This is a genomic window from Pseudomonas sp. LBUM1668 (genome assembly GCF_059695715.1).
Genome location: NZ_CP166787.1, coordinates 3,601,535 through 3,626,387, shown reverse-complemented (window position 1 = coordinate 3,626,387; position 24,853 = coordinate 3,601,535). Strand labels below are relative to the sequence as shown.

The window sequence follows — 24,853 nt, the reverse complement described above, 5'->3', positions numbered from 1 at the left end:
CGACGAGCGCGGCAAAACCGCCGATGGACAAAAAAATCACCTCCGTTAGCTTGAAGGCCTCTCCTCGGGAAGGAGAGTTCTTAAATCAACGGAGTGAAAAACATGAATCAAGCAAACCCTGAAACCCAACTGCGACACGGTCGTGTCACCTCTCCAGCAAGCCGCGGCTCGGTGGCCATTGATCTAGGGCTGCTGGGCGACTGGCAGGTCAATGAAATGGAAGGCGGCAAGAACTTTCCGGCGCTGATTGCCGGACCGTTTCCGTCACCCTACCAAACCGACTCCGCCAGTGTCGCCCCGCCCGCAGACGGCTACATTCTCAGCGGCGGCAAGTCTGATGCGCGCGATTGCGTGAACTTCACCCATGAGGAAATGAGCAAGAAACTCAATCGTCCATTCACGTGGCCGCTGCTCAATGTCACCCCGGGTCAGATCCTCGAGGTCAAATGGGTATACACCGCGCCGCACACCACCCGTGGCTATCGCTGGTTGATCACCAAGGACGGCTGGGATCCGAAACAACGCATCACCCGTGCGCAGCTGGAAGCACAACCGTTCTTTGAGGACTTCTACACTCAGGTGCCTTACTACAGTCATTCGGCAGAGCTGAAAGCCAAGGTCAACCACTCGGTGAAACTGCCGGCGAGCAAGAAAGGCCATCACGTCATCGTGCTGATGTGGATCGTTGCCAACACCGGTAACGCCTTCTATCAGGCGTTCGACGTCGACTTCAAATAACGGCAGCTGCGGCAACTGCTCGATAGCTGAAAATAAACAAGCCCGGTAGCGCTGCCGGGCTTTTTTAATTGGCGCGATTATTCGACCATGGCGGCCTCTCGATGAAAAAAGGATCAGGCGTCATGCGCGACACAGCCGAGCGGGTCAACATAGTCGACACTCAGGTGTTGTCCCATGACTGGTATTTGCTGAAGAAAATTACCTTCGACTACCACCGCAATAACGGTGAATGGCAGCGTCAGACGCGCGAGGTGTATGACCGCGGCAATGGCGCTGCCATTTTGCTGTTCAACCGCGAGAAGCGCTCTGTGGTGCTGACCCGGCAGTTCCGTTTGCCGGTGTTCGTCAACGGCCATGATGGTCTGCTGATCGAAGTGGCGGCCGGCTTGCTGGAGGGTGCCGCCCCGGAACAGCGGATTCGCGATGAGGCCGAGGAAGAAACCGGCTATCGCGTACATGACGTGAAGAAGGTATTCGAGGCCTACATGAGCCCCGGTTCGGTGACCGAGAAACTGCACTTCTTTATTGCCGAGTACGACTCGGCCTCGAAGGTCAGCGACGGTGGCGGTCTGGAAGAAGAAACCGAAGAACTGGAGGTGCTGGAGTGGTCATTCGATGAAGCGCTGGCAGCCTTCCATCGAGGTGAGATCTGTGATGCCAAGACCATCATGCTGCTGCAATACGCGGCGATGAATAACCTGTTCAACCTGTAAAGCAACGGCCGCAGCCTTCGGTGTTCCCCTGTAGATACTCTGTTCACGGTCAAGCTTTTGCGAGGTGTTTTTCGCTAAAAAGCTTGGCCGTATTGAAGTCTTCGCCAGCTCGCATACAGGCCCACAAACCGGTCAGGTATTTGCGCATGACGGCGACGATAGCCTGCATTTTTCTCTTCCCTCGCCCGATCAACGCTTCGTAAAAGGCTTTCACGTTGCTGTCGCAACGTATGGCAGTCAGCGCTGGCATGTACATCGCTGAGCGTAGGTAGGCGTTTCCGCCCTTACTTATCCGTCCAGGTTTATCGATGCTGGTACCTGATTGCGTAAGCCGCACATCGAGTCCTGCATGTCGGCTGACCTGCGCGGACTTAAGTGTCACTGGCAAGGTCGTCAATTCAGCCAGTGCCGCAAATACTGAAATTTCGCCCATGCCCGGCGCTGCGATCATGTGCCCGAACTGGGCGCTTAGCGTCGGGCAATTGTCGATCAGCGCCCGACCTGCGAGTCTGAAGCGCTCGATTCGCTTGTCAAATGCCTCAATGGCTTCTTCTTCGTCTTCAATCAACATCGTTAGGGTTGTTTGAGTGGCTTTCAGCGCATGCAGCTCGTTCTTGGCTCGGGTGCGATGACACGTCAAACGATTGATATGCCTTCCGATAGCCCGAAGTTCCAACTGTACGGCCGTGGGTGGTGTCCACAATCCGGGGCTCATGCGCTCGCCGTATTCGGCTAACAATTGGGCATCGATCGCATCGGTTTTGCTGTTCTTCAGCATCAGCTTGGCGAAGTTATGAAAGCTCTTCGGGTTGATAACCGAAACGGGCAAACCCGCTGCAGTGAGCTCCATGGCCAAATCCAGGTAATAGATGCCAGTGGCTTCCATTACCACAGATAAAGGCTTGAGCTCGAGCAGCTTGTTGACCGCTGCTTTACGCCCGGCGGGCGTTTGGTCGATGTTGCAGGCCCCTGCAAAACGGCCGTGGTTGCGCCAGCCCATGGCGGTCGTACGAGACCCCACATCCAAACCGACATGCATGCTCATGCTTTCAACTCCGAGTGAACTGGGTTAGAAATGCATTCTGGTTCCCCTGACCTCGAACTTCATGCCACTGCAACCTTGTAATGCGAAGTCCGACTTGTCGGCTTCTCGATACTCTTCGTGGTGGGCAATGAGGCGGGGGGACCTCTCTACAGACAAGGTCAGGAGCAAGTCCTGCCTTCAGGAGCGATCGGTCTCCCCCAGAAACACATCTTCGTATGTCCGCACCAGCGAGCTTAGATCTCAATCGACTGGTGTGAGGGCAACATACAAGGAGCTGCCGCAGGCTGCGATCTTTTGATCTTCTAAAACAAATCCCCAGTGCTGCCAATCTCCGACCAATCACCACCCTCGAGCCTCAACAACCGCTCCTTCGCCTCAAGCCCCCCGGCAAACCCGGTCAATTTCCCGGACGCGCCAATCACCCGATGACACGGCGCAACAATCGAAATCGGGTTGCGCCCATTCGCTGCGCCCACTGCACGCACCGCCGCGGGGTTGCCGATCTGTTGAGCAATCTGGCTATAGGTGCGGGTCTCCCCGAACGGGATAGTCAGCAAGGCGGCCCAGACCTGTTTCTGAAAATCCGTGCCGACAAAATCCAGCTCGAGCTCAAAGCAATTGCGCGACCCGGCAAAATATTCTTCCAGTTGCCGAGCGGTTTTCAGCAGGACCGGATTGTCCGGTGCTTGGGTCATCGGCCCGAGTCGCACGCGGTTCGGTCGGTCGTTTTCCCAGAGGATGGCCGCCAGTCGAGCGCCGTTCGCGACCAGCTTCAGTTCGCCGACCGGCGAGGGCAGGGTGATGAAGGTAAAAGACATGCGAGCAAACTCCGAATCGGTGCGGCAACAGCGCCCAGCATACGGGTTGATCGGGGAGGCGCAATACGCAATCCCGACCATACTGCTTGTTGCTCTTGACGCGTTCCCCTCTGTTTTGCACAGCCCCCAAAAACAAAAAAGAGATCGACTCATGAAGTACGAACCTTTGGCCAAATCGCTGATAGCGACCTCACTGGCACTCAGCTGTCTCATGGCTCACGCCGCCTCGGTGGCACCGGTTGCCGCGGAAAACGGCATGGTGGTCACCGCGCAACATCTGGCCACGCATGTCGGTGTCGATGTATTGAAAAACGGTGGGAACGCCGTGGATGCGGCGGTCGCGGTCGGTTATGCGCTGGCGGTTGTCTATCCCGCTGCGGGCAACCTCGGTGGCGGCGGTTTCATGACCATTCAATTGGCAGACGGGCGCAAGACGTTCCTCGATTTCCGCGAAAAAGCCCCACTGGCGGCCACCGCCAATATGTACCTCGACAAGGAAGGCAACGTCATCCCGGAGCTGAGTACCCGCGGCCATTTGGCCGTCGGCGTGCCGGGCACTGTGTCTGGTATGGAACTGGCGCTGAGCAAGTACGGCACCAAGCAGCGCAAGGACATGATTGCCCCCGCCATCAAACTGGCTGAAGACGGTTTTGAGCTGGAGCAAGGCGACGTCGAGTTGCTGGAGTACGCCACCGACGTGTTCAAGAAGGACATGCGCGATTCCGGCTCGATCTTCCTCAGCAATGGCGAGCCGATGCAGGTCGGGCAGAAACTGGTGCAGAAAGACCTCGGCAAAACCCTGCGAACCATTTCCGAAAAGGGCGCTGACGGCTTTTATAAAGGCTGGGTGGCCGACGCCATCGTGACCTCCAGTCAGGCGAACAAAGGCATCATCACCCAGGCCGATCTCGACAAATACAAGACCCGCGAACTGGCCCCGGTGGAGTGTGATTACCGTGGCTATCACGTGGTATCGGCGCCACCGCCAAGCTCCGGTGGCGTGGTGATCTGCCAGATCATGAACATTCTCGAAGGTTATCCGATGAAGGATCTGGGCTTCCATTCAGCCCAGGGTATGCACTATCAGATCGAAGCAATGCGTCACGCCTATGTTGATCGCAACAGCTATCTGGGTGATCCGGATTTCGTCAAGAACCCGATCGAGCACCTGCTGGATAAGAACTACGCGACCAAGCTGCGTGACGCCATTCAGCCGCAAAAGGCCGGTGTCTCCGCCGAACTTAAACCCGGCACAGCGCCCCATGAGGGCAGCAACACCACTCACTATTCGATCGTCGACAAGTGGGGCAACGCGGTCTCGGTCACCTACACGCTCAACGACTGGTTCGGTGCCGGTGTAATGGCGAGCAAGACCGGGGTGATCCTCAATGACGAGATGGACGACTTCACCTCGAAAGTCGGCGTGCCGAACATGTACGGCCTGGTGCAGGGCGAAGCCAATGCCATTGCTCCGGGCAAGGCACCGCTGTCGTCGATGAGCCCGACCATCGTCACCAAGGATGGCAAAGTGGTCATGGTGGTTGGTACGCCGGGCGGCAGCCGCATCATCACCGCGACTTTGCTGACCATGCTCAACGTCATCGACTACGGCATGGGCTTGCAGGAAGCGGTCGATGCGCCGCGTTTCCATCAGCAATGGATGCCGGAAGAAACCAACCTCGAAGACTTCGCCGCCAGTCCCGACACGAAGAAGATTCTCGAGAGTTGGGGCCACAAGTTCGCCGGGCCGCAGGATGCCAACCATATCGCCGCGATTCTGGTGGGCGCACCGTCGCTTGGCGGTAAACCGGTCGGCAAAAACCGCTTCTACGGCGCCAACGATCCACGGCGCAATACAGGCTTGTCATTGGGTTACTGAGAGGCGTAAAAAGGGGGCGGGCGTACGTCCGCCCCTGTTTCAAGGACTGATCAAGGAAGGCCCATCATGACCACCGCATTACTGATCATCGACGTCCAGCGCGCTCTGTGCTCGGGCGAATACCAATGCCACGACATCCACCGCGTAATCGACACCATCAACAATCTCAGCAACCGCGCGCGAAAGGCTGGCGTTCCGGTTGTGTTGATTCAGCATGAAGAAAAGGACAGTCCACTGGCCCACGGTGCCGAAGGCTGGCAATTGGCGGAAGGGCTTGAGACGGCCCCGCAAGATCTGCGCGTTCGCAAAACCACCCGGGATTCGTTTTACCAGACCGATCTGCGCAAACTGCTGCCGAGCGAAGATTTCGAGCGTTTGGTGATCTGCGGTCTGCAAACCGATTACTGCGTCAACGCCACCGTGCGCCAGGCCCATGAATCGGGTTACGACGTGGTGCTGGCGGCCGACGCCCATTCCACCGTCGACAACGGCAACATGAGCGCCGAAGACATCATCGGCGAGCACAACAAGGATCTCGCGCACCTGACCGGCTCGGTGGCGCGGATCGATGTAAAACCCGCCGCGGAAATCCAGTTCTAACCACAAAAATCTGTAGGAGTGAGCCTGCTCGCGATAGCGGTTTGTCATCCAGAACATCACTCACTGACAGGACGCCATCGCGAGCAGGCTCACTCCCACAGGATTTGTGTTCGGCCAAGCCCCTGCGCCCACCGAGGATTTCCGACGACAGCACTGGCATACTGCCCGCCGTCTGAAGAATGGAATCTCTCGATGTTGCCTTTCAACCCCCGTCACGTTTTGTTGCTGACATCTCTCGCTTTTGCACCCTTCGTCAACGCCAGCAGTTTCGATTGCGCCAGCGCCAGCGGCAAAACTGAAAAAGCCATTTGTGCCGACGCTTACCTTTCGGGGCTCGACGAAAAACTCGCCCAGCAGTGGCGCTCAAGCCTGGCCAAAGCCGCTGACCCCAAAGCCCTGAAGACAGATCAACGGCAATGGCTGAAAAGTCGCAACGCCTGTGGCGACTCGGCGGCCTGTTTGCGTCGACAGTACGTCATGCGTCTGGCCGAACTCGAACACGCCGTTCAGCCCTTCAGTTGGGACGCGACCTGGCAACTCATTCCGCCCGGCCCGTCGACGTCTGCGACGGTGGTCACCAAACGGCTTGATGCCACGCACATCAGTGTCGACATCACGGCGGGTGAGGGGGCCAACTCCGGTGATCTGGACGGCGTTGCAACACTCAAGGACGGTAAAGCCCTATACGCAGAGGACGAATGCACCCTCAGCTTCACGCCCATCAACGGCGTGCTGGATATCTCGCAAGTCGCGGCCGGTGGCTATTGCAGCGCCGGAATGGGCGTGTATTACACCGGTCGTTTTGTCGCCTCGCAGCAGCCGGTGACGCTGGACTACGACATGCTCAGCCTCGGCCTGGCGCGAACGCCGGAGGAAAATCAGGCCCTGCGCACGCTACTCAAGGACGATTACCAAAAACTGGTGGAATTATCCGGCTCGTTGATGACGGCTGAGCCTTCAACCGATGTGCCGGACAGTCAGGTCGTGGAAATGTGGATGCGCGGCCTGGGCAGCACCGGCATCGTCATGCGTTCAAGCGATGCCCGGTTCTGGGTGCTGCTGCAGACTTACGATGCCAATGGCCATGCGCGCCTGCGCTATTACACCAACGCGCCGCAGTGGAAATCGCGCTTGCCTGACGCGCTGCAGGCTTGGAATGAACGGATGAAAAACCACCAGGATCTCCTCGTGGATTTCATGCCCTGACCCCCAACGGCCTGCGCAGCAGCATCCAACCTCATCGATTGGCGGCACTGCTGAGCGAAATTTTTTCACGAATTGCCCACTTCAGTCTTTCCCCCGACGAGCACTCTCTCTAGAATCCGCCCGGCTTCCGTGATGGAGGCGCATTGCCATCATTTGGCACTGTTCACAAAGGGACGGACATCATGCAATTCGGGAAAATTCTGGCACTGGGCCTGGTACTCACGCTGGGCGGCTGTGCCAGTTTCACCAAAGACGAAGTGGCGCCGGTGACAATGCCGTCGATGGCCAACTACGCCAACAAGCCAAACGTTTATGTCGATTTCGACTTCTACGTGGGCGAGCCAAAAAGCGCTTCCGCTGTAGAAGTGCCGCAGGGGCGCGATCAACTCAAGCCGCAACTGCAGAAAATCCTCACCGATTCCGGCTTGTTTGGCCGTGTCACCCTGGACGAATTCCAGAAGCAGCCGGGTGATTACAATCTGCGCCTGAAGGTCTACAACCATCCGCCTGGTGCAGGCTCGATGGCGCTGGCGTACATCAGCGGTTTCAGCATGATGGTGATCCCGGCTTACGGCACCGATCAGTACACCATGAGCCTGGAAGCCGTGGATGGACAAGGTCAGGCGCTGACGACTGCGAGCAATCACGATGCGGTCGGCACCTGGATTGGCATCTGGTTTATCCCGCTGATGGGCAATACGACCAATAAGGCGGTGACCGATACGTTCACCCGTCAGGTCAACGCGCTGCTCAAGCAAGTGGTCGAGAGCAACAGCCTGAAATACTCGGCACTTGAAACCCGCATCCCGCGGGCCTGAAGCCAAAAAAAGAGCCGCAATTGCGGCTCTTTTTTTAACGGTTACTTCAACGCCTGGATGAACTGCGGATCGCTGTACAGTTCCTTCAGCAAGTCACGCAACATTGGGTTGTAAGCATTGACCGCGTTCGGGATCGCAATGAAACCGAAGAAGCTGCTGGCCCACTGGCTGCTGACAGTCTTGGTCGCGTCGTACACCACGTCGTTGCCGTTGAGCAGGGTGAAACGCGCAGCAAGATGACCGTCGCCAGTACCCATGCCGGCGGTCATCTGGTTCTTCACCACCAGCACTTTCAACTGACGCTGAGCCTGCGGATCGAGCAGGCCGGCCTTGCGCAGTTCTTCGGTGATCGCGTCCTGGATGTGCGCCGGGATGCTGCCGGACGGCGAGCGGATCGGGTTGGCGCGTACCATCAGCGAGCCTTCACCGGTTTGGGCAGTGACTTGGGGATTGCTGATCGCGTGCAACGGCGGGGTTTGCTTGAGCTTCTGGACGTTTTCATAGCTCGGCTCGTAACGCAGCATGGTCATGCCACAGCCTTGCAGCAACAGCGCCAACATCGGGATCAACAACAGCGACTTCTTCACAGCAGTTCCTTGCGTGGAAATATGAGGGCGCGAATTATGGGCAGAGTGCCATCATTGAGCAACCAGTTCGTGAGAGGGGCTGAAAACACCGTTCATCGCTGCGTATCAGCGTCACGCCATAAGCAATTTCTCGATCTGCGCCAATTCCCAGGTACTGAGCAGACTCACCGGATCGGTGCCGAAGCGCTGCCAGCTATCGAGCGCACCTTCATCTCCATCGCCGTTGCGGGCGTATTCACAGTGATGCAACCGTTCGCCTTCAAAATCCAGCACCAGGCGCCAGCCGTCGATATCGACCGTGACCAGTCCGGCCTCGGTGCGTGCCTCGCAGCTGAACGCCAGTACGCCCAGCGCAGCCTCGCGCAGTCGCTGGCAAACCTCACGGGCGGTCAGAAATGCAGACATGCTTGGACTCGATGCGTACAGGAACGCGCCAGCATAAGGCGTGAGCCGCCATGTGTCAGCGTATTGCTGGCTCGATGCCGGACATTTCCGTAATATCCGCAACCCTCTTTATCCGCTGCACTTTTTTCAGCAAACCCGCGGCCGTGCCCGGCGGCCGCTCAGTCAGGTAAGCCATGAAACCGATACGTCTGCGCGCCGATGTCCTGGCCGGACTCACTACCTCGTTTGCCCTGTTGCCCGAATGCATTGCTTTCGCGCTGGTGGCTCACCTCAATCCGCTGATGGGCCTTTATGGCGCTTTCATCATTTGTACGCTGACGGCATTGTTCGGCGGTCGCCCGGGGATGGTCTCCGGTGCGGCGGGGTCGATGGCGGTGGTGATTGTGGCGCTGGTGGTGCAGCACGGTGTGCAATATCTACTGGCGACCGTGTTGCTGGGCGGTTTGATCATGATGGCGTTCGGGCTGCTGCGCCTGGGCAAACTGGTGCGCATGGTGCCGCACCCGGTGATGCTCGGCTTCGTCAACGGCCTGGCGATCATCATTGCGCTGGCGCAACTGGAACATTTCAAAAGCGGTGAAGACTGGCTCAGCGGTACGCCGCTGTACCTGATGACCGGGCTGGTGGCGCTGACCATGGCCATTGTCTACATCCTGCCGCGCCTGACCCGCGCGGTGCCGCCGGCGCTGGTGGCGATTCTTGGCGTGGGCCTGCTGGTTTATCTGTTCGGCCTGCCGACCCGCACCCTCGGCGACATGGCGCACATTGCCGGTGGCCTGCCGACTTTCGCCTTGCCGGACATTCCGTGGAACCTGCAAACCCTGGGCATCATCGCGCCGTACGCGATTCTGATGGCGCTGGTCGGTTTGCTGGAAACCCTGCTGACGCTGAATCTTACCGACGAGATCACTGAAACCCGTGGCTACCCGGATCGCGAGTGCGTGGCGCTTGGCGCGGCGAACATGGTCTCGGGCGCGTTCGGCGGTATGGGCGGTTGCGCGATGATCGGCCAGACCGTGATCAACCTTAGCTCCGGTGGTCGCGGACGTTTGTCGGGCATCGTCGCTGGCGTGTTGATTCTGTTGTTTATCCTGTTTCTGTCGCCACTGATCGAGCGTATTCCGCTGGCGGCGCTGGTCGGCGTGATGTTCGTGGTGTCGCAGCAGACATTTGCCTGGGCGTCGTTGCGGGTGGTGAACAAAGTGCCGCTCAACGATGTGTTGGTGATCATCGCCGTGACCACTATCACCGTGTTCACCGATCTGGCCACGGCCGTGTTGTGCGGCATCATCATCGCTGCGCTGAATTTTGCCTGGCAGCAGGCTCGCGAGTTGTATGCCGATGAGCATCTGGAAGCTGACGGCAGCAAACTTTACCGACTACACGGGACGCTGTTTTTCGCTTCGACCACGCCGTTCCTCAATCGGTTTGACCCGGCCAATGACCCGGCGCTCGTAACGCTCGATTGTCAGCATTTGAGTTTTGTTGATTATTCGGCCATTGCTGCCCTGAAGACCCTGCGCGAGCGCTATGCGAAGGCGGGCAAGCATTTGCGGGTGTTTCATTTGTCGGAGCGCTGTAAGAAGTTGCTTAAGCGCGGTGGCGTTGATCACGATTGAGGGGGGCATATCCGTTGCTGCGGGTGGGGCTGATTGGGGTTCCGCCCTTACGGCGGGTCACCTTTTCCAAACGCCGAAAAGGTAACCCAAAAGGCTTTACCCTGACGTACGGCCCTCGCTGTGGCTCGGGTTCCTTCGCTCCGTGATCGATCCGGGCGCATCGCCTCCGGTTTGCTTCGCTGCACCTCCTCTCGGTGTGTTCGACTCCGTCGAACGGTCGCTGCGCTCCCACCCCCGGATCAATCCCTCCACTCAGCCTGCCGACGGGCCTTCGAGATCAAAAGCTGCACTCGAGCTAACGCTCATTGTGTTGAGTGGTTAAGAGCGAAAAGCAGGCTTACTCCCACATTTGACTCTGATCGACTCAAACTCGCGGCCCACACACAAAACCCTGTGGGAGCTGGCTTGCCAGCGATGAGGCCGGCACAGTCAATATTGATGTCGACTGATCCAACGCTATCGCGAGCAGGCTCACTCCCACATTTGACTGTGCCCGACTCAAGCTAGCGGCCAACGCGCGATACCCTGTGGGAGCTGGCTTGCCAGCGATGAGGTCGGCACAGTCAATATTGATGTCGACTGATCCACCGCCATCGCTGGCAAGCCAGCTCTCACAGGGTTTTGTGTGTGGCCAGGTTTAGATCGCCGGGAAATCGATATCGGTCAGCGCCACGTTGTTCAGGTAGTTGGTCAGCGTTTGCACGGCGACCAGTGCGATCACTTCAATGATTTTTACGTCGTCGATTCCGGCAGCGCGGGCGGCGGTGATTTGTTCGTCGCTCAAGTGGCCGCGGCTTTGCGTGAGTTGCTGGGCGAGGGCGGCGTAGGCGTTGAGTTCGCCCTCACGTGCTGCGACGATGTCCTGCGCCGACAGCCCGGCCTTGCCGGCAAACAGGGTGTGCGCCGCCAGGCAATAATCGCAACCGTTGACCTGCGAGGTTGCCAGATAAACCGCTTCTTTCTCCTTGGCGCTCAATGAGGTTTTACCGAGGATTGCCGAGGCTTGTACGTAGGTCTCAAGCGCTACCGGCGCCTTGGCCAGGGTGGTGAAAAGATTGGGCAGGAAGCCGATTTTCTTTTTCACGCCTTCCAGTACCGGGCGGGTGGTGTCGGTGGCAGATTCCAGGCTGATGGCATTGATGCGGCTCATGGTGATTCTCCGAAGATCCGGTGCGAATTGCCCCGGCGATGGAGGTGATGTTAATCAGCGCAAGTGGTGCTTTGGCGTCAAATCGTCGAGGATATGCGGCAGATCGTCCAGATATTCGCTCGGGAGTCGCCCATGGATCGCCTTTCCACGTTGCTTAGCCATTTCGCTGTGCATGCCGGTACGTTTCACAGCGGCGACTTTTGCGGCGTCGGTGTTCATGAGGGTGAACCGAGTGGGTACGTGCATCTGTTGCAGGCGGGTGAGTTGCTGCTCAACCCTGGCAATGAACGTGAGATCCGCCTCGATCAGCCGTCGCTGATTTTCTTTCCCGGCCCCTTTGCCCACCGCATGGTTGCGGACGCGTCCATGGAGACGAAACTGGTCTGCGCAACGCTGACGTTTGACGGCGGTTCGGGCAATGCATTGGCGGCGGCGCTGCCGGATTATCTGGTGCTCGAACTCACCGAGATTCCAGAATTGGCCAGCACCCTGGAATGGCTGTTCAAGGAAGCCTTCGAAGGCCATTGCGGACGTGTGGCGGTGATGGATCGGTTGTTCGAATTGTTGGTGATTCTGCTGTTGCGCCACCTCATCAATAGTCGTGATCAAGCACCTGGAATGATGGCCGGGCTGGCCGATCCGCGCCTGTCACGCGCTTTGAACCTGATGCATGAACAGCCCGAAAAGCCATGGAGCGTGGCCGATCTGGCGGCGGCTGCCAACCTGTCTCGCGCAGGATTTGCCGAGCAGTTTCACCGCGTTGTCGGGCAGACACCGGGCGATTATCTGCTGAGTTGGCGGGTCAGTCTGGCGCAGAAACGTCTGCGCGAAGGCCGGCCGATTGCGTTGATCGCCGAAGAGGTCGGCTACGAAAGTCCTTCGGCGCTGGCCCGCGCGTTTCGCCGCAAAACCGGCCTCAGTCCTCGGGAGTGGAAGGCCGGGATCTGAGCGTTATTTGGCGAATTTCTTCGCCCCGGCGACACACAAAATCACTCCCAATGTCACCGCAAGCATGCCGATGCTGACTTGTTCATGCAGCAACGTCGCCGCCAGCGCCAGGCCGAAAAACGGTTGCAGCAACTGCAACTGCCCAACCGCCGCGATCCCGCCCTGCGCCAGTCCGCGATACCAGAACACGAATCCGATCAACATGCTGAACAGCGAGACATAGGCCAGGCACAGCCATGCCGACAGGCTGATGTTGCTGAACGAGGCGGGCGCCAGCCACAGACTCAGCACCGCCATCAGTGGCAGGGACAACACCAGCGCCCAGCAGATCACCTGCCAGCCGCCAAGGGTGCGCGACAGCATGGCGCCTTCGGCGTAACCGAGGCCGCAGGCCAGGATCGCCGCGAGCATCAGCAAATCACCGGTGGGCGAAGCGGTCAGTCCCTGGGATAGCGCGAATCCAACCACCAGAGCGCTGCCCAGAATCGAGAAAAACCAGAACACCGAGCGCGGACGCTCACCGCCGCGCAGCACGCCGAAAATCGCCGTGGCCAGTGGCAGCAATCCTACGAAAACAATCGAATGCGCTGACGTCACGTGCTGCAACGCCAACGCGGTCAGCAGCGGGAAACCCAGCACCACGCCCATCGCGACAATGAACAGCGAGAACCACTGACTGCGCGCCGGACGGCGCTCGCGAAAAAGCCACAGCAGACCCATCGCTAATGCTCCCGCGATGGCCGCCCGCGCCACGGTAAGAAACACCGGGTCGAACTCCAGCACCGCCAGGCGCGTGGCCGGCAGCGAGCCGCTGAAGATCACCACGCCGATAAAACCGTTGATCCAGCCGCTGGTTTTTTCCATTGTCGGGTTAGCCAGGTTTGAAGTCCGTTCCATACGAGGTCGCTCAGAAGTGGGGTTGCGTCAGGCGAATCCTAGGAGTGAGAATCAGGACAATCAAAAAATTGTCATGGATACATCCCGACATGCCACGTTCCCGCTACAAGAACCTTGTTGATACCTATGCGGCAGACATCCGCTCGGGACGTTTGGCGCCCGGCACACGACTGCCGACCCACCGGCAACTGGCCATGAGCGAAGGGCTGGCGCTGGTCACGGCCTCGCGGGTGTACGCCGAGCTGGAGGCGATGGGCCTGGTCAGTGGCGAAACCGGGCGCGGCACCTTTGTGCGGGAAACCTCGTTGTCGCCGGGGCAGGGCATCGATCAGAAGGATGTCGCGGTCGGCATGATCGACCTCAATTTCAACTACCCGTCATTGCCCGGTCAGGCTGACCTTTTACGCACGGCGTTGCGTCAATTGGCGTTGTCCGGTGACCTCGAAGCACTGCTTCGTTATCAACCACACGCTGGCCGCCAACATGAGCGCGCATCGGTTGCGCGGCATCTGCTGAGTCGCGGGGTGAGCGTCGAGGCCGAGCAAGTGCTGATCGTCAATGGCGCCCAGCAAGGGCTGGCGGTGACGCTGATGGCGCTGCTCAAACCGGGCGATGTGATCGCGGCAGATGCGCTGACCTATTCTGGGTTCAAGGTGCTGGCCGAAGCGCTGCATCTGGAAGTGGTGGCGATCCCGATCGGTGACCACGGACCGGATCTGGCGGCGCTGGATAAACTCTGTCGCAGCCGCTCGGTGCGCGCCGTGTACAGCATGCCGACTCTGCACAATCCGCTGGGCTGGGTGATGCCGACTGAGCAACGTGAGCAGTTGATATCGATTGCCCGTCAGCATGATCTGACGATCATTGAAGACGCGGCCTACGCCTTTCTGGTCGAAAACCCACCGCCAGCGCTGGTTGACATGGCGCCGGAGCGCACGGTTTATGTGTCGGGACTTTCCAAGAATATCGCCACCGGTTTGCGCGTCGGTTTCATCGCTGCGCCTGTGGCCAAAGTGCCGGCGCTGGAGCGAATTATCCGCGCCACCACCTGGAACACTCCCGGCGTGATGACCGCCATTGCTTGCGCCTGGCTCGACGACGGCACCGTCACTTTGCTTGAAGAACAAAAGCGCAACGACGCCAAGGCTCGTCAGGCACTGGCCGCCGAGCTGCTCGAAGGGCTGCCTTACATTGGCCATCCATCCTCGTATTTCTTGTGGTTGCCGCTGCCGGAAGATGTGCGCGCCGATCGGATTGTCATGGAGTTGATGCACGAACAGATTTCGGTCACCAGCGCCGAACCGTTTTCGGTGGCGACGCATACACCGCATGCGATTCGGTTGGCATTGGGTTCGGTGGATATGAACGTGTTGCGCCAAGCGTTGATCACCGTCAGAAAAGTCGTCGGCGCTTACCTGTAGAACCTTTGGCGAGGGAGCAAAATCCCGAGCCACAAAATGTTAGCCTTGGCGCAATCGCATCAAATTGCTTTGGATCGTCCGATGAAAAACCCCGCTTCACTGTCCCTCGCCTTGATCCTCACCGCTGGCCTGCTCAGCGCACCGGCCCACGCAGCAGGCGACCCCGAGGCCGGCGCAAAAATCTTCCCGCGCCTGTGCGGCGGCTGCCATCAAGTCGGCGAATCCGCCCGCCCGGGTTTCGGCCCGGAACTCAACGGCATCATCGGCCGCCGGGCCGGGACGTCGGCGAACTATGTGTATTCCGATGCGATGAAAAACTCAGGCGTGACCTGGGACCACGAAACGCTGAAGGCTTATCTGAAAGATCCGAAAGGCGTGGTGTCGGGTACACGGATGATTTTCTGGGGGCTGAGTGATGAGGAGAAGCTTGAGAATTTGCTGGCGTACCTGCAGACCTTCCCCGAGTAAAAATCCAGCTGACATCCACAATCCCCCTGTAGGAGCTGCCGAAGGCTGCGATCTTTTGGCTTTGTTTTTTACAATCAAGATCAAAAGATCGCAGCCTGCGGCAGCTCCTACAGTGGGATTTGGTTGATGGCCTGTGTGGTCAACCCGCTCAGATCTTAGTGCTTGCACGTTGCGCAGTCGCCGGCTGTAGAGTCCATGGAGATTCAAGAATCGGATTGTTCGGGCGATATGCTTGCCACCCAAGCCCTGATAAATGGAATGACATGAAGACTCTCGTCGGTATTGTTTGTGCACTGGCATTGCTCTCTGGCTGTGTGACCAAGGATCTGAGCAATGAAGACCGGCAACAGATCAAGACTCTGAAAGTGCTTCCGGTTTATGTTGCCGTCGATAACTTCAAGTACACCAGCATGACTCAGGCATGGGGAGCGGGGCTCGGTGCCGGGGTCGGGGCCGCGACCGGCATGGCGTCCGGTGCGTCGGCAGTGGGGACAACGGCCCTGACAGGCGTCGGCGCCGTCGCCGGGACGCAAGTGGCTGATGTGGCGACCGGGGATATTTCTCGGGCCATCCTGATCAATATGAGAAACAACGATATCGACCTGAGCAAGTTGATCCGGCAAAGTTTTGCCAAGCGGATAGAACAGGAACGCCTATTTACCTTGGCAGGGGAAGGCGAAGCAGCCGACGCCGAGATCGAAATTCTGGTATCGCAATGGGGGCTGTGCCTGAAGAATTACAGCACCGTGCTGTATCCGGTTATCGGCGCTACGGCTTCAATCAAACGCAACGGCTCGGCGGTGTGGCGAAATTTCGAGACGGTGACTGTGTTCAATGACGCCAACACAATCGCCTATACGCCTGAGCAATACGCCACCGATCCCGAGACGTTGCGAAAGGCATTTACCCATGTGTCTGACTTGGTCATGAACAAACTGGTCGATGATTTGAAACAGTAGCAAGCGACGACTTTCAAGGGTTGTCTGGGTTGAAGGCTTGTCGCAATGTGCTTGTCACCTCGGCAATTGACGGACCCGCGACCTGCATCAACACCTACCGGGGTTCAGTCGTCAGGTGTTGTGTCAGCAAGGGCAGCAGTTGTTCGCAATCCCCCTCAATCTTCAAATCCAGCAAATCATCCGCCCGTGTCTTGCCCAGATTGATCGCAATCAACGGCTTGCCGCGATCGGCGATCACCCGGCACAGGCGAAACGCCGAATAGGCCATCAATGAAGACCCTACCACCAGCATTCCCGCGGCAGTCTGCGCTGCATCCATGGCCCGAGCCGCCGTGTGCTGCGCGACGTTTTCGCCGAAAAACACCACGTCCGGCTTCATCCGCTCGCCCGCACAAAACGGGCAGTGCGGTACCTGAAAGCGTGCTTCAAACGCCGGGTCGAGCAGGGTGTCGCCGTCTGGCGCCTGCACTGCATCGACGCCGGCCAGATACGGATTCTGCTGTTCCATCAGTTGCTGAATCGAATCGCGCTCGCTGCGCTGACCACAATCCAGACACAGCACGCGGTGCAAGCTGCCGTGCAGTTCGATCACATCATGACTGCCGGCCTGATCGTGCAAGGTGTCGACGTTCTGCGTGATCAGGCCGCTGATCCTGCCATGACGCTGCAAACTGGCCAGCGCCTCATGCGCTGCATTCGGTTGCGCTTGACGCACCCGAGGCCAGCCAAGCATCGCCCGTGCCCAATAGCGGCGGCGTGATTCGGGGGCGCCGAGGAACTCCTGATACATCATCGGTTGCCGGCCACGTCGCACGCCGTCGCTGTCGCGGTAGTCGGGGATGCCCGAGGGGGTGCTGATGCCGGCTCCGGTGAGCACCAGAAAGTCGCCATCAATCATCGCCTGTTGCAGCGTGTCGAGGTATTCGCGGATCGGGCTGTCGAGCATGGCTGGCATCCATTAGCGATGAGTGCCATGCAGGTTAGCACTGACATCCGTGGAGAGGGAGAGAGCTCCCTCGCCACAGAATCGCGGTTATTTGCGAGCCTCCAGAATCAGGTTGAACGGCGTCTGCGTCGCTCGCCGGAACTGCTTGAATCCGGCCTCGGTAAACACTTTGCGCAAGCGCATTTCACCGGCCTGCGCACCAAGGCCCAGGCCGACTTCCTGGGACAGCGAGTTGGGCGTGCAAATGAACGTGGATGCCGCGTAGAAAAGCCGTCCCACCGGGTTGATGTTGTCGTCCAGCGTATCGTTGGCGAACGGCTCGACCAGCAACACCGTGCCGTCGTCTTTAAGCGAATCGTAGGCGTGGCGCGCCGCGCCGACCGGGTCGCCCATGTCGTGCAGGCAATCGAAATAGCAGATCAGGTCATAGTCATTGCCGGGGTAGTTTTTCGCAGAGCCCTGGAAGAAAGTCGCCCGACTGCTGACCCCACCTTCCTCGGCGCGCTGGGTAGCGACGGTGATCGAGGGTGCGTGGAAGTCGTAGCCAACGAAACGCGAGTTGGGATACGCCTGGGCCATGATCACGGTCGAGGCGCCGTGGCCGCAGCCGATGTCGGCGACTTTCGCGCCGTTTTCGAGTTTGGCCACGACACCGTTCAATGCCGGCAGCCATTCGGCGATCAGGTGGCCTTTGTAGCCGTGGCGGAAAAACCGTTCGGTGCCGGTGAACATGCACGGATGGTGATCGCCCCAGGGCAGGGCGCCGTTGCCGCGCATGGCTTTGACCAGTTTGTCCTTGTCGTGGAAAAACGACGCCACCACTCCCAGACCGCCGGCGACGTAAACCGGCGAGTCCTCGACGGCCAGCGCCATGGCCTGTTCTTCTGGCAGGCGAAACTGCCCGTCGTGGTGCTCCATGTAGCCGGAGGCGGCGTGAGCGCTGAGCCATTCGCGCACCAGGCGCGGGTTGCAGGTGGTTTTTGCCGCGAGGGCTTCGGGGCTGATCGGCTGACTGTCGGCCATCGCCCGGTACAGCCCGAGTTCCTCGCCGACGATGACATTGGCCAGCATTGCCGCGCCGCCCATGTCGTTGACCAGTTTGCCCATGAATTCGTTGAGTCGGGCCTCGTCCATCATGTGTGCTCCTGAAACAGGATCACAGTCCGGCGGCGTTGAGCGTCGAGGCATGCGCCACCGGGCGGTGGTCATGGAAACAGGCAGGTCACGGCAAAAGTCCTGCGGCCCCCTCGACTGGGTCATGAATGAGTCTAGCCCTGGAATGGGACGCACGCCGTATTTGTAATCACTGAAATTCCTGTAGGAGCTGCGGCACGCTGCGATCTTTTGATGTTGTTTATAAGATCAGGATCAAAAGATCGCAGCCTCGTTCCACTCGACAGCTCCTACAGGGGATCTGTGTTGATGCGAGAGGGTGGGTATTACTTTGTATCTGAGGGGCTGGGGGATACAGGAGGCTGCAAATATCGGGAGGGTTGAACACAGTGCCGATACAGCCACCGGCTCAACTGAGTGGGTCAACCACCGAGGTCAGCCACCATGCAAACCCCTCATGTATCAAGGCAACCCAGCGTAGGGCTGGGTCTGCGCCGTGGTCTGTTGAAAGATCTGCAAGCAGCCCCCGCCGGCGATTTCGACTTTCTGGAAGTCGCCCCGGAAAACTGGATCGGCGTCGGCGGCGTCCATGGCGCGGCGTTACGCGAACTGGCCGAGCGTTATCCGTTGTCCTGTCACGGTTTGTCGTTGTCGCTCGGCGGCACGGCGCCACTTGACTGCGGTTTTCTGCAGGAAGTGCGGGGTTTTCTTGATCATCACCGTGTTGAGCATTACAGCGAACACCTGAGTTATTGCAGCGACGACGGCCATCTCTACGATCTATTGCCCTTGCCGTTCACCGAGGAAGCGGTGCGCCACGTCGCCGCGCGTATCCGCCAGTCCCAGGACATTCTCGGTCGCCGCCTGGCCGTGGAAAACGTCTCCTACTATGCCGCTCCGCGTCAGGACATGGACGAAGTGACCTTCACCAACGCGGTGTTGCGCGAGGCGGATTGCGACCTGCTGCTGGACGTCAACAATGTCTACGTCAATGCCATCAACCACGGTTTTGATCCACAGGATTTTCTGGCGCGGATCGAGCCGGGCAGGGTGGTCGGGATGCACGTGGCCGGGCATTTCGATGAGTCCGACAGCCTCAAGATCGACACCCATGGTGCCTCGGTGAAACCGCAAGTGTGGTCGTTGCTGGCCGAAGCCTACGCACGGTTCGGCGCGCAGCCGACACTGCTGGAGCGTGATTTCAATTTCCCGGCATTTGCCGAACTGGTCGCCGAGCTACAGACCATTCGCCGTCTGCAAGGCGAAGGAGCTCAGCGTGGATAGCCTTGAACGGCAACAACGGGCGCTGACGGGTTATCTGCGTGATCCCGACAACCACGTGCCTCCTGCTGAAATGAATACCGCGCGGGTCAATGTGTACCGCGACTTGGTGTTCAACAATCTCTCGCAATTATTGAGTGGGACTTTTCCTGTACTGATCCGGATCATCGGCGATCGACGCTGGCAAACGCTGATTCGTGGGTTTTTGCGCGATTACCGCGCGCAAACGCCGAAGTTCGCTGAGATCGCCGAGGCGTTCCTCGACTATGTCGCCACGCAGCCTGCGGTATTGAGCGAGGGGCCGTGGCCCGCGTTTTTGCTGGAGCTGGCGCATTACGAATGGATGGAGATGGTCTTGCAGCAATCCGACGCCGATCCCTTGCCTGCGACGGATAAAGGCTTGTTGCTGGAACGGCCATTGCGGCTCTCGGCGCTGGCCTGGCCTTTGGCTTACACGTGGCCGGTGCAGCGGCTTGGCCCGGATTATCAGCCCTCAACCGCCCCGGCGCATCCGACGCTGTTACTGGTACGGCGGGAGGCGGATTTCAGCGTGAAGTTTTCGCAATTGAGCCCGTTGGCGTGGCGGTTGCTGCAGCGCATCGGCGAGTTGCCGTCATTGACCGGGCGTGAGCAGTTGCAAGGCCTGGCGCAGGAGGCCGGGCAATTCGCAGACGAGTCGTTCATGGCCAGTGGATTGGCGTTGTTGCAGCAAATGCATGAAGACGGCGTAATCGGTATTACTTGAACACATCAAACCCCCTGTAGGAGCTGTCGAGTGAAACGAGGCTGCGATCTTTTGATTCTGATCTTTAAAAGCAACATCAAAAGATCGCAGCGTGCCGCAGCTCCTACAGGTTTCAACGTCGCTCAAGGCTTTGGTCCAACACAAACACCTGTAGGAGCTGTCGAGTGAAACGAGGCTGCGATCTTTTGATTTTGATCTTTAAAAACAACATCAAAAGATCGCAGCGTGCCGCAGCTCCTACAGGTTTCAACGTCGCTAACAAGGCCTTGGTCCAACACAAACACCTGTAGGAGCTGTCGAGTGAAACGAGGCTGCGATCTTTTGATTCTGATCTTAAAAACAACATCAAAAGATCGCAGCGTGCCGCAGCTCCTACAGGTTTCAACGTCGCTCACAAGGCCTTGGTCCAACACAAACACCTGTAGGAGCTGTCGAGTGAAACGAGGCTGCGATCTTTTGATTCTGATCTTTAAAAGCAACATCAAAAGATCGCAGCGTGCCGCAGCTCCTACAGGGGATTTGTGGTGGGCGGGTTTAGAGTGGCAGCTTGAGTTCAGCACACAACCCGCCGCCCTCGCGGTTGCTTAAGGTCAGCGAGCCGCCGAGGGCTATCGCCAATTGGTGGGCGATGGCAAGGCCCAGACCTGTGCCGCCAGTGCTGCGATTGCGCGAGTTTTCCACGCGGTAGAATGGCTCCATTACTTGCGCCAGTTCCGCTTCGGCGATGCCAGGGCCGCGATCCATGACGGTGATCGACAGCCTTCCCTTGTTCGCTTCGACCCACACTTCGGCCGCGCCAGCGAATTTCAAGGCGTTGTCGGTCAGGTTCACCAACACCCGGCGCAACGCGTGCGGACGGGTGTCGACGACCACCTCACTCTTGCCGACAAGCTGCACCTCTTTGCCCATGTCCTGATAGTCGAACACCAGGCTTTCGAGGAACGAATCCATGTTGGTGCGCCGACTTTCTTCGGTCGAGCCATGGATGCTACGGGCGTAGGCCACACCTTCGCGTACCAGATGTTCCATTTCGCCGAGGTCGTTGCACAGTTTTTCCTTCTCTGCTGAATCGTCCATGAACTCGGCCCGCAGTTTCATCCGCGTGATCGGGGTTTGCAGGTCATGGGAGATCGCGGCCAGCAGTTGCATGCGTTCCTTGAGATAGGTGGCAATCCGCGCCTGCATCGTGTTGAAGGCGCGGGCGGCGTAGACCACTTCGTTCGGACCTTTCTCGTCCAGTTGAATCGGGTGCGCGTTGGGATCAAGGGTTTCCACGGCGTTGGCCAGCCGCGTCAAGGGCCGGATGGCGATGCGCACGGCCAGCCAGGTGCAGGCGATCATCAGCGCCAGTTGCCCGAGCAGCACCACTGGCAACCATGGCGACAGTGGCGTCATCGCGGGGCGCACGTCGATGGTCACCGGGCTGCCGTCGCTCAGGCGCAGGTGACCCTGAAAATGCTTTTTCGGGCCGGGAATATCGGTGAAGGTCAGGGGGTATTTATCGCCCAGGACCTCCGTGATCGAGGTGACCGCAATGGGCACGTCGGCGGACTTGATCGGCATACCGCCGTCGCCTTCGCTCAGCAGATAGCCGTAATTGTTCCGCGCCAGGCGCTCGAGCCAGGCCGGACGCTCCTCGGCCGGCAGGCGATCAAGAATCGCAATCGAGGTCGAGACGTCGGTTTGCAGATTGCCGAGCATGGTGCTTTTCGCGCTCTCATAACGCTCGTAATACTGCGCACCGAACGACAGCGCCTGGGCGAGAATCAGCCCGATCAGAAAAATCAGCGACAAGCGCGACGCCAGCGTGCGCGGCCAGTGCAGGTTAAGGGTCATGCCGGGGCACCGAGTAACTCGACCGGCAGCGAGAACACGTAACCTTCGCTGCGCACGGTCTTGATGTAGGCCGGCTCACGGGCGTCATCGAGCAGGCGCTGGCGCAAACGGCTGACCAGCAAATCGATGGAACGGTCGAACAGATCCGCGTCGCGGCCCTGGGTCAGATTGAGCAATTGATCGCGGCTGAGTACCCGTTGCGGATGGTCGAGAAATACCCGCAGCAAGCGATATTCGGCGCCACTGAGCGCCACCATGGTGCCGTCCTTGTCCAGCAGGTGCCGGGCCGAGGTGTCCAGTTGCCAGCGACCGAACGCCAGCAGGCGACCGGCCTCGGTGACCACCAGATTCGGCGGCAGCATGCGCGTGCGGCGCAGTACGGCGTTGATCCGCGCCAGCAGTTCGCGGGCGGCGAAGGGTTTGGTCAGGTAGTCGTCCGCGCCCATTTCCAGACCGATGATGCGATCGGTTTCATCGTTGCGTGCGGTGAGCATCAACACCGGCGTCGCCTTGTGCTTGCCCACGCGCAATTCGCGGCACAACTGCAGTCCATCGTCGCCGGGCATCATGATGTCGAGCACGATCAGGTCGACCGTGTTGGTTTCGAGAAAGTTGCGCATCTGCCGGCCATCGGCGACGACGGTGGTGCGCAAGCCGTTTTTCTTCAAGTAGTTGCCGACCAGCTCGCGGATCTCGCGGTCGTCGTCGACGATGAGAATGTGATCGACATGTTCCATGGGGCCTGGCCTCTGGCAAAAGGGGGATTGTCACGCAGTCTATCGAGCCTTCGGGTGCTCGCCTGCCTGCCTTTGTATTGCAGTGTATCTGGCGTTACAAGCGATACACGCAGACGCAAAAAAGCGATTTTTCAGGGTTTTGTATCGCTGTGTATCCCCAGGCGGCGCAGATACACAGCGAGGGTTAGCCGCCATTTTCCGACACATGCGCGATACCTCGTGAGCCTCAAATAGGCTCCATCGAGGCACTCCATGACGCCTCGGCTCAAACCCTTTGCAGCCATGAGGAACACGCCATGAAAAACTCGTCCGTTATCGCCGCCTGCCTGTTTGCCGCTCTGAACATCTGCACCCTGTCGGCCCGCGCCGAAGCCGAAGTCACCGCGCAAACTTACAACTACGGCACCCACCTGGATATCCAGAAGGTCATTTCGCTGACCCAGGACAACTCGGTGACCTGCGGGATTGTCGATGCGCGCATGACCTATCTGGATTCGGCCGGCAAAACCCGCGTACTCGATTACAGCAAATTCGCTGACGGTTGCAACGACGGCAACTGAATATCACGTTTTTACAGGCAGAACCTATGAACAACGTCTCTCGGTTCCTCCCCGCCAACCCAAGGTGATTTTATGTACTTGATCGCGTTCCTCGGCGGTTTGTTGACCGTGCTCAGCCCCTGCATCTTGCCGGTGGTGCCGTTCCTGTTTGCCAACGCCGACCGTAAACGTTCCTCGGTCCTGCTGACCCTCGGCGGCATGACCCTGACCTTCGCCCTGATCTCCAGCCTGGCCGTGGTCAGCAGTGAGTGGGTGATTCAGGCCAGCAACACCGGCCGCCACATCGCCTTGATCGTCATGGCGCTGTTTGCGCTGTCGCTGATCTCGGCGCGCGTGGGTGACTGGCTGGCGCGACCGTTTGTGTTGCTCGGCAACCGCCTCGACCCGGACGCCAGCAAGAAGGCCGGGCCCATGGGGTCGGTGATGATCGGCGTGGCCACCGGATTGCTCTGGGCACCCTGCGCCGGGCCGATCCTCGGCGTGATCCTCACTGGCGCCATGCTGCAGGGCGCCAACGCCCAGACCAGCCTGTTGCTGCTGGCCTACGGCGCGGGCAGTGCGCTGTCGCTGGGGACGTTGATCTTCGCCGGTCGCGGCTTGGTCAATCGCTTGAAACCCTCGATTCCGTTCACCGGGTGGTTTCGTCGCGGCGCAGGTGTCGCAGTGCTTGCCGCTGTGGCAGTGATTTCCACTGGCGCCGATAAAACCTTGCTGGCCGGCACGTCGTCCGAAGGCGTCACCAGCGTCGAGAGAAACGTGCTGGAGAACGTGCCGAAAGTGGTCGACTTCCTCGTCAGCAAAGTTCGCGCAGATTCGATGATGGACGAGAGTAAAGGCGCGATGCCGTCGCTGTCCGGTGCCGTGCAATGGCTCAATTCACCGCAGCTGAGCGCCGAATCCCTGCGTGGCAAAGTCGTGCTGGTGGATTTCTGGACTTACGACTGCATCAACTGCCAGCGCACCCTGCCGTACGTCAAAGACTGGGCGAAGAAGTACGAGAAGGATGGCCTGGTGGTGATTGGCGTACACACTCCGGAATACGGCTACGAGCGGATCATCGACAATGTTCGGGACCAAGTGGAGAAACTCGGCATCACTTATCCAGTGGCCATCGACAACAACTATGCGATCTGGCGCGCCTTCAACAATCAGTACTGGCCGGCGCATTACCTGATCGACGCCAAGGGGCAGATGCGTTACAGCCACTTCGGCGAAGGTCGCTACGAAGCACAGGAGCAGATGATCAAGCAGTTGCTGGAAGAGGCCAAGGCCCCGGCTGCCTGATGCCTGATCTGTTGCAGACGCTTTACAGATCGCCACCACTTATCGGCAAAACGGCTGTTTTCGAGGCCTCCAGACGACCG

At 59.0% G+C, this 24,853-nt stretch carries 25 protein-coding genes; 15 read left to right on the top strand and 10 right to left on the bottom strand.

From position 1 onward, the window contains the following. Window positions 1–102: 102 nt before the first annotated feature. Window positions 103–738 (top strand): lytic polysaccharide monooxygenase auxiliary activity family 9 protein, encoded by a 636-nt coding sequence (locus tag ACA061_RS16260; protein WP_497299627.1) that lies wholly within the window; start codon window positions 103–105, stop codon window positions 736–738. A gap of 122 nt (window positions 739–860) precedes the next feature. Next, window positions 861–1,451: an NUDIX domain-containing protein gene (locus tag ACA061_RS16255; protein WP_150604195.1), complete on the top strand. Its 591-nt coding sequence runs from the start codon at window positions 861–863 to the stop codon at window positions 1,449–1,451. A 49-nt stretch (window positions 1,452–1,500) separates the two neighbouring features. On the opposite strand, the gene ACA061_RS16250 is transcribed toward ACA061_RS16255, so the two are convergent. Both ACA061_RS16250 and ACA061_RS16245 read right to left on the bottom strand, forming a co-directional pair. Then, entirely contained in the window at window positions 1,501–2,496 is a 996-nt protein-coding gene (locus tag ACA061_RS16250) for an IS110 family RNA-guided transposase (protein ID WP_497299626.1), read from the bottom strand. 302 nt (window positions 2,497–2,798) lie between these two features. Beyond that, entirely contained in the window at window positions 2,799–3,314 is a 516-nt protein-coding gene (locus ACA061_RS16245) for a methylated-DNA--[protein]-cysteine S-methyltransferase (RefSeq protein WP_497301950.1), read from the bottom strand. Between the two features lie 151 nt (window positions 3,315–3,465). On the opposite strand from ACA061_RS16245, the gene ggt reads away from it, so the two are divergent. The 4 genes from ggt to ACA061_RS16225 all read left to right on the top strand — a co-directional run bounded on the left by ggt (window position 3,466) and on the right by ACA061_RS16225 (window position 7,817). Next, window positions 3,466–5,193 (top strand): gamma-glutamyltransferase, encoded by a 1,728-nt coding sequence (ggt, locus tag ACA061_RS16240; protein ID WP_210553047.1) that lies wholly within the window; start codon window positions 3,466–3,468, stop codon window positions 5,191–5,193. 66 nt (window positions 5,194–5,259) lie between these two features. Next, entirely contained in the window at window positions 5,260–5,793 is a 534-nt protein-coding gene (locus ACA061_RS16235) for a cysteine hydrolase family protein (RefSeq protein ID WP_150604198.1), read from the top strand. 192 nt (window positions 5,794–5,985) lie between these two features. Beyond that, window positions 5,986–6,999: a lysozyme inhibitor LprI family protein gene (locus tag ACA061_RS16230; RefSeq protein WP_497299625.1), complete on the top strand. Its 1,014-nt coding sequence runs from the start codon at window positions 5,986–5,988 to the stop codon at window positions 6,997–6,999. A gap of 182 nt (window positions 7,000–7,181) precedes the next feature. Beyond that, on the top strand, window positions 7,182–7,817 hold the full coding sequence (locus ACA061_RS16225; RefSeq protein WP_497299624.1) for a hypothetical protein: 636 nt from the start codon (window positions 7,182–7,184) through the stop codon (window positions 7,815–7,817). A gap of 41 nt (window positions 7,818–7,858) precedes the next feature. Here the strand turns inward: ACA061_RS16225 and ACA061_RS16220 are convergent, their stop codons facing one another. Both ACA061_RS16220 and ACA061_RS16215 read right to left on the bottom strand, forming a co-directional pair. Further along, window positions 7,859–8,404 (bottom strand): hypothetical protein, encoded by a 546-nt coding sequence (locus ACA061_RS16220; protein WP_150615245.1) that lies wholly within the window; start codon window positions 8,402–8,404, stop codon window positions 7,859–7,861. Window positions 8,405–8,515: 111 nt separating this feature from the next. After that, window positions 8,516–8,809 carry a DUF7693 family protein gene (locus tag ACA061_RS16215; RefSeq protein WP_150615246.1) on the bottom strand — a complete coding sequence of 98 codons (294 nt, stop codon included), beginning with the start codon at window positions 8,807–8,809 and terminating at the stop codon, window positions 8,516–8,518. Window positions 8,810–8,982: 173 nt separating this feature from the next. Between ACA061_RS16215 and ACA061_RS16210 the strand changes: the two genes are divergently transcribed. Continuing rightward, a complete protein-coding gene (locus ACA061_RS16210) occupies window positions 8,983–10,428 on the top strand; it encodes a SulP family inorganic anion transporter (RefSeq protein WP_150615247.1) in 1,446 nt (481 codons plus the stop codon). Window positions 10,429–11,065: 637 nt separating this feature from the next. On the opposite strand, the gene ACA061_RS16205 is transcribed toward ACA061_RS16210, so the two are convergent. Then, window positions 11,066–11,578: a carboxymuconolactone decarboxylase family protein gene (locus ACA061_RS16205; RefSeq protein ID WP_497299623.1), complete on the bottom strand. Its 513-nt coding sequence runs from the start codon at window positions 11,576–11,578 to the stop codon at window positions 11,066–11,068. A gap of 132 nt (window positions 11,579–11,710) precedes the next feature. Here ACA061_RS16205 and ACA061_RS16200 point away from each other — a divergent pair, with 132 nt between their 5' ends. Then, complete coding sequence (locus tag ACA061_RS16200; protein WP_497299622.1) at window positions 11,711–12,526, top strand: cupin domain-containing protein; 816 nt, start codon at window positions 11,711–11,713, stop codon at window positions 12,524–12,526. Window positions 12,527–12,529: 3 nt separating this feature from the next. On the opposite strand, the gene ACA061_RS16195 is transcribed toward ACA061_RS16200, so the two are convergent. Next, window positions 12,530–13,423, bottom strand: a complete 894-nt coding sequence (locus ACA061_RS16195; RefSeq protein ID WP_497299621.1) for a DMT family transporter — start codon at window positions 13,421–13,423, stop codon at window positions 12,530–12,532. Between the two features lie 89 nt (window positions 13,424–13,512). Here ACA061_RS16195 and ACA061_RS16190 point away from each other — a divergent pair, with 89 nt between their 5' ends. The 3 genes from ACA061_RS16190 to ACA061_RS16180 all read left to right on the top strand — a co-directional run bounded on the left by ACA061_RS16190 (window position 13,513) and on the right by ACA061_RS16180 (window position 16,271). Then, on the top strand, window positions 13,513–14,844 hold the full coding sequence (locus ACA061_RS16190) for an aminotransferase-like domain-containing protein (protein WP_497299620.1): 1,332 nt from the start codon (window positions 13,513–13,515) through the stop codon (window positions 14,842–14,844). A gap of 81 nt (window positions 14,845–14,925) precedes the next feature. After that, entirely contained in the window at window positions 14,926–15,312 is a 387-nt protein-coding gene (locus tag ACA061_RS16185; protein ID WP_497299619.1) for a c-type cytochrome, read from the top strand. A gap of 263 nt (window positions 15,313–15,575) precedes the next feature. Next, window positions 15,576–16,271 (top strand): hypothetical protein, encoded by a 696-nt coding sequence (locus ACA061_RS16180; protein ID WP_497299618.1) that lies wholly within the window; start codon window positions 15,576–15,578, stop codon window positions 16,269–16,271. A 94-nt stretch (window positions 16,272–16,365) separates the two neighbouring features. Here the strand turns inward: ACA061_RS16180 and ACA061_RS16175 are convergent, their stop codons facing one another. Next, a complete protein-coding gene (locus ACA061_RS16175) occupies window positions 16,366–17,217 on the bottom strand; it encodes an NAD-dependent protein deacetylase (protein WP_150604209.1) in 852 nt (283 codons plus the stop codon). 87 nt (window positions 17,218–17,304) lie between these two features. Further along, entirely contained in the window at window positions 17,305–18,351 is a 1,047-nt protein-coding gene (locus ACA061_RS16170) for a class I SAM-dependent methyltransferase (protein WP_497301948.1), read from the bottom strand. Window positions 18,352–18,774: 423 nt separating this feature from the next. On the opposite strand from ACA061_RS16170, the gene ACA061_RS16165 reads away from it, so the two are divergent. Together ACA061_RS16165 and ACA061_RS16160 are read left to right on the top strand one after the other, a co-directional pair. Then, window positions 18,775–19,614, top strand: coding sequence for an HvfB family MNIO-type RiPP peptide maturase (locus ACA061_RS16165; protein ID WP_497299617.1), 840 nt, complete (start codon window positions 18,775–18,777; stop codon window positions 19,612–19,614). Further along, complete coding sequence (locus ACA061_RS16160; RefSeq protein ID WP_497299616.1) at window positions 19,607–20,356, top strand: HvfC family RiPP maturation protein; 750 nt, start codon at window positions 19,607–19,609, stop codon at window positions 20,354–20,356. The genes ACA061_RS16165 and ACA061_RS16160 overlap by 8 nt, the downstream gene beginning before the upstream one ends. Window positions 20,357–20,890: 534 nt before the next feature. On the opposite strand, the gene ACA061_RS16155 is transcribed toward ACA061_RS16160, so the two are convergent. Both ACA061_RS16155 and ACA061_RS16150 read right to left on the bottom strand, forming a co-directional pair. Next, window positions 20,891–22,192 (bottom strand): ATP-binding protein, encoded by a 1,302-nt coding sequence (locus tag ACA061_RS16155; RefSeq protein ID WP_497299615.1) that lies wholly within the window; start codon window positions 22,190–22,192, stop codon window positions 20,891–20,893. Next, window positions 22,189–22,929 (bottom strand): response regulator, encoded by a 741-nt coding sequence (locus ACA061_RS16150; RefSeq protein ID WP_150615256.1) that lies wholly within the window; start codon window positions 22,927–22,929, stop codon window positions 22,189–22,191. The genes ACA061_RS16155 and ACA061_RS16150 overlap by 4 nt, the downstream gene beginning before the upstream one ends. Before the next feature lie 296 nt (window positions 22,930–23,225). Here ACA061_RS16150 and ACA061_RS16145 point away from each other — a divergent pair, with 296 nt between their 5' ends. Further along, window positions 23,226–23,489 (top strand): DUF2790 domain-containing protein, encoded by a 264-nt coding sequence (locus ACA061_RS16145; protein ID WP_042559815.1) that lies wholly within the window; start codon window positions 23,226–23,228, stop codon window positions 23,487–23,489. 72 nt (window positions 23,490–23,561) lie between these two features. Then, the gene (locus ACA061_RS16140; RefSeq protein ID WP_497299614.1) at window positions 23,562–24,773 is read left to right on the top strand and encodes a cytochrome c biogenesis protein DipZ; all 1,212 of its coding nucleotides are present in this window, start codon (window positions 23,562–23,564) and stop codon (window positions 24,771–24,773) included. The last annotated feature ends 80 nt before the right edge of the window (window positions 24,774–24,853 follow it).

Excerpts from the sequence above, each read along its gene's own strand:
- ACA061_RS16260 (WP_497299627.1), top strand. The coding sequence starts at position 103 with ATGAATCAAGCAAACCCTGAAACCCAACTGCGACACGGTCGTGTCACC.
- ACA061_RS16255 (WP_150604195.1), top strand. The coding sequence starts at position 861 with ATGCGCGACACAGCCGAGCGGGTCAACATAGTCGACACTCAGGTGTTG.
- ACA061_RS16250 (WP_497299626.1), bottom strand. The coding sequence starts at position 2,496 with ATGAGCATGCATGTCGGTTTGGATGTGGGGTCTCGTACGACCGCCATG.
- ACA061_RS16245 (WP_497301950.1), bottom strand. The coding sequence starts at position 3,314 with ATGTCTTTTACCTTCATCACCCTGCCCTCGCCGGTCGGCGAACTGAAG.
- ggt (WP_210553047.1), top strand. The coding sequence starts at position 3,466 with ATGAAGTACGAACCTTTGGCCAAATCGCTGATAGCGACCTCACTGGCA.
- ACA061_RS16235 (WP_150604198.1), top strand. The coding sequence starts at position 5,260 with ATGACCACCGCATTACTGATCATCGACGTCCAGCGCGCTCTGTGCTCG.
- ACA061_RS16230 (WP_497299625.1), top strand. The coding sequence starts at position 5,986 with ATGTTGCCTTTCAACCCCCGTCACGTTTTGTTGCTGACATCTCTCGCT.
- ACA061_RS16225 (WP_497299624.1), top strand. The coding sequence starts at position 7,182 with ATGCAATTCGGGAAAATTCTGGCACTGGGCCTGGTACTCACGCTGGGC.
- ACA061_RS16215 (WP_150615246.1), bottom strand. The coding sequence starts at position 8,809 with ATGTCTGCATTTCTGACCGCCCGTGAGGTTTGCCAGCGACTGCGCGAG.
- ACA061_RS16210 (WP_150615247.1), top strand. The coding sequence starts at position 8,983 with ATGAAACCGATACGTCTGCGCGCCGATGTCCTGGCCGGACTCACTACC.
- ACA061_RS16205 (WP_497299623.1), bottom strand. The coding sequence starts at position 11,578 with ATGAGCCGCATCAATGCCATCAGCCTGGAATCTGCCACCGACACCACC.
- ACA061_RS16200 (WP_497299622.1), top strand. The coding sequence starts at position 11,711 with ATGGATCGCCTTTCCACGTTGCTTAGCCATTTCGCTGTGCATGCCGGT.
- ACA061_RS16195 (WP_497299621.1), bottom strand. The coding sequence starts at position 13,423 with ATGGAACGGACTTCAAACCTGGCTAACCCGACAATGGAAAAAACCAGC.
- ACA061_RS16190 (WP_497299620.1), top strand. The coding sequence starts at position 13,513 with ATGCCACGTTCCCGCTACAAGAACCTTGTTGATACCTATGCGGCAGAC.
- ACA061_RS16185 (WP_497299619.1), top strand. The coding sequence starts at position 14,926 with ATGAAAAACCCCGCTTCACTGTCCCTCGCCTTGATCCTCACCGCTGGC.
- ACA061_RS16180 (WP_497299618.1), top strand. The coding sequence starts at position 15,576 with ATGAAGACTCTCGTCGGTATTGTTTGTGCACTGGCATTGCTCTCTGGC.
- ACA061_RS16175 (WP_150604209.1), bottom strand. The coding sequence starts at position 17,217 with ATGCTCGACAGCCCGATCCGCGAATACCTCGACACGCTGCAACAGGCG.
- ACA061_RS16170 (WP_497301948.1), bottom strand. The coding sequence starts at position 18,351 with ATGGACGAGGCCCGACTCAACGAATTCATGGGCAAACTGGTCAACGAC.
- ACA061_RS16165 (WP_497299617.1), top strand. The coding sequence starts at position 18,775 with ATGCAAACCCCTCATGTATCAAGGCAACCCAGCGTAGGGCTGGGTCTG.
- ACA061_RS16155 (WP_497299615.1), bottom strand. The coding sequence starts at position 22,192 with ATGACCCTTAACCTGCACTGGCCGCGCACGCTGGCGTCGCGCTTGTCG.
- ACA061_RS16150 (WP_150615256.1), bottom strand. The coding sequence starts at position 22,929 with ATGGAACATGTCGATCACATTCTCATCGTCGACGACGACCGCGAGATC.
- ACA061_RS16145 (WP_042559815.1), top strand. The coding sequence starts at position 23,226 with ATGAAAAACTCGTCCGTTATCGCCGCCTGCCTGTTTGCCGCTCTGAAC.
- ACA061_RS16140 (WP_497299614.1), top strand. The coding sequence starts at position 23,562 with ATGTACTTGATCGCGTTCCTCGGCGGTTTGTTGACCGTGCTCAGCCCC.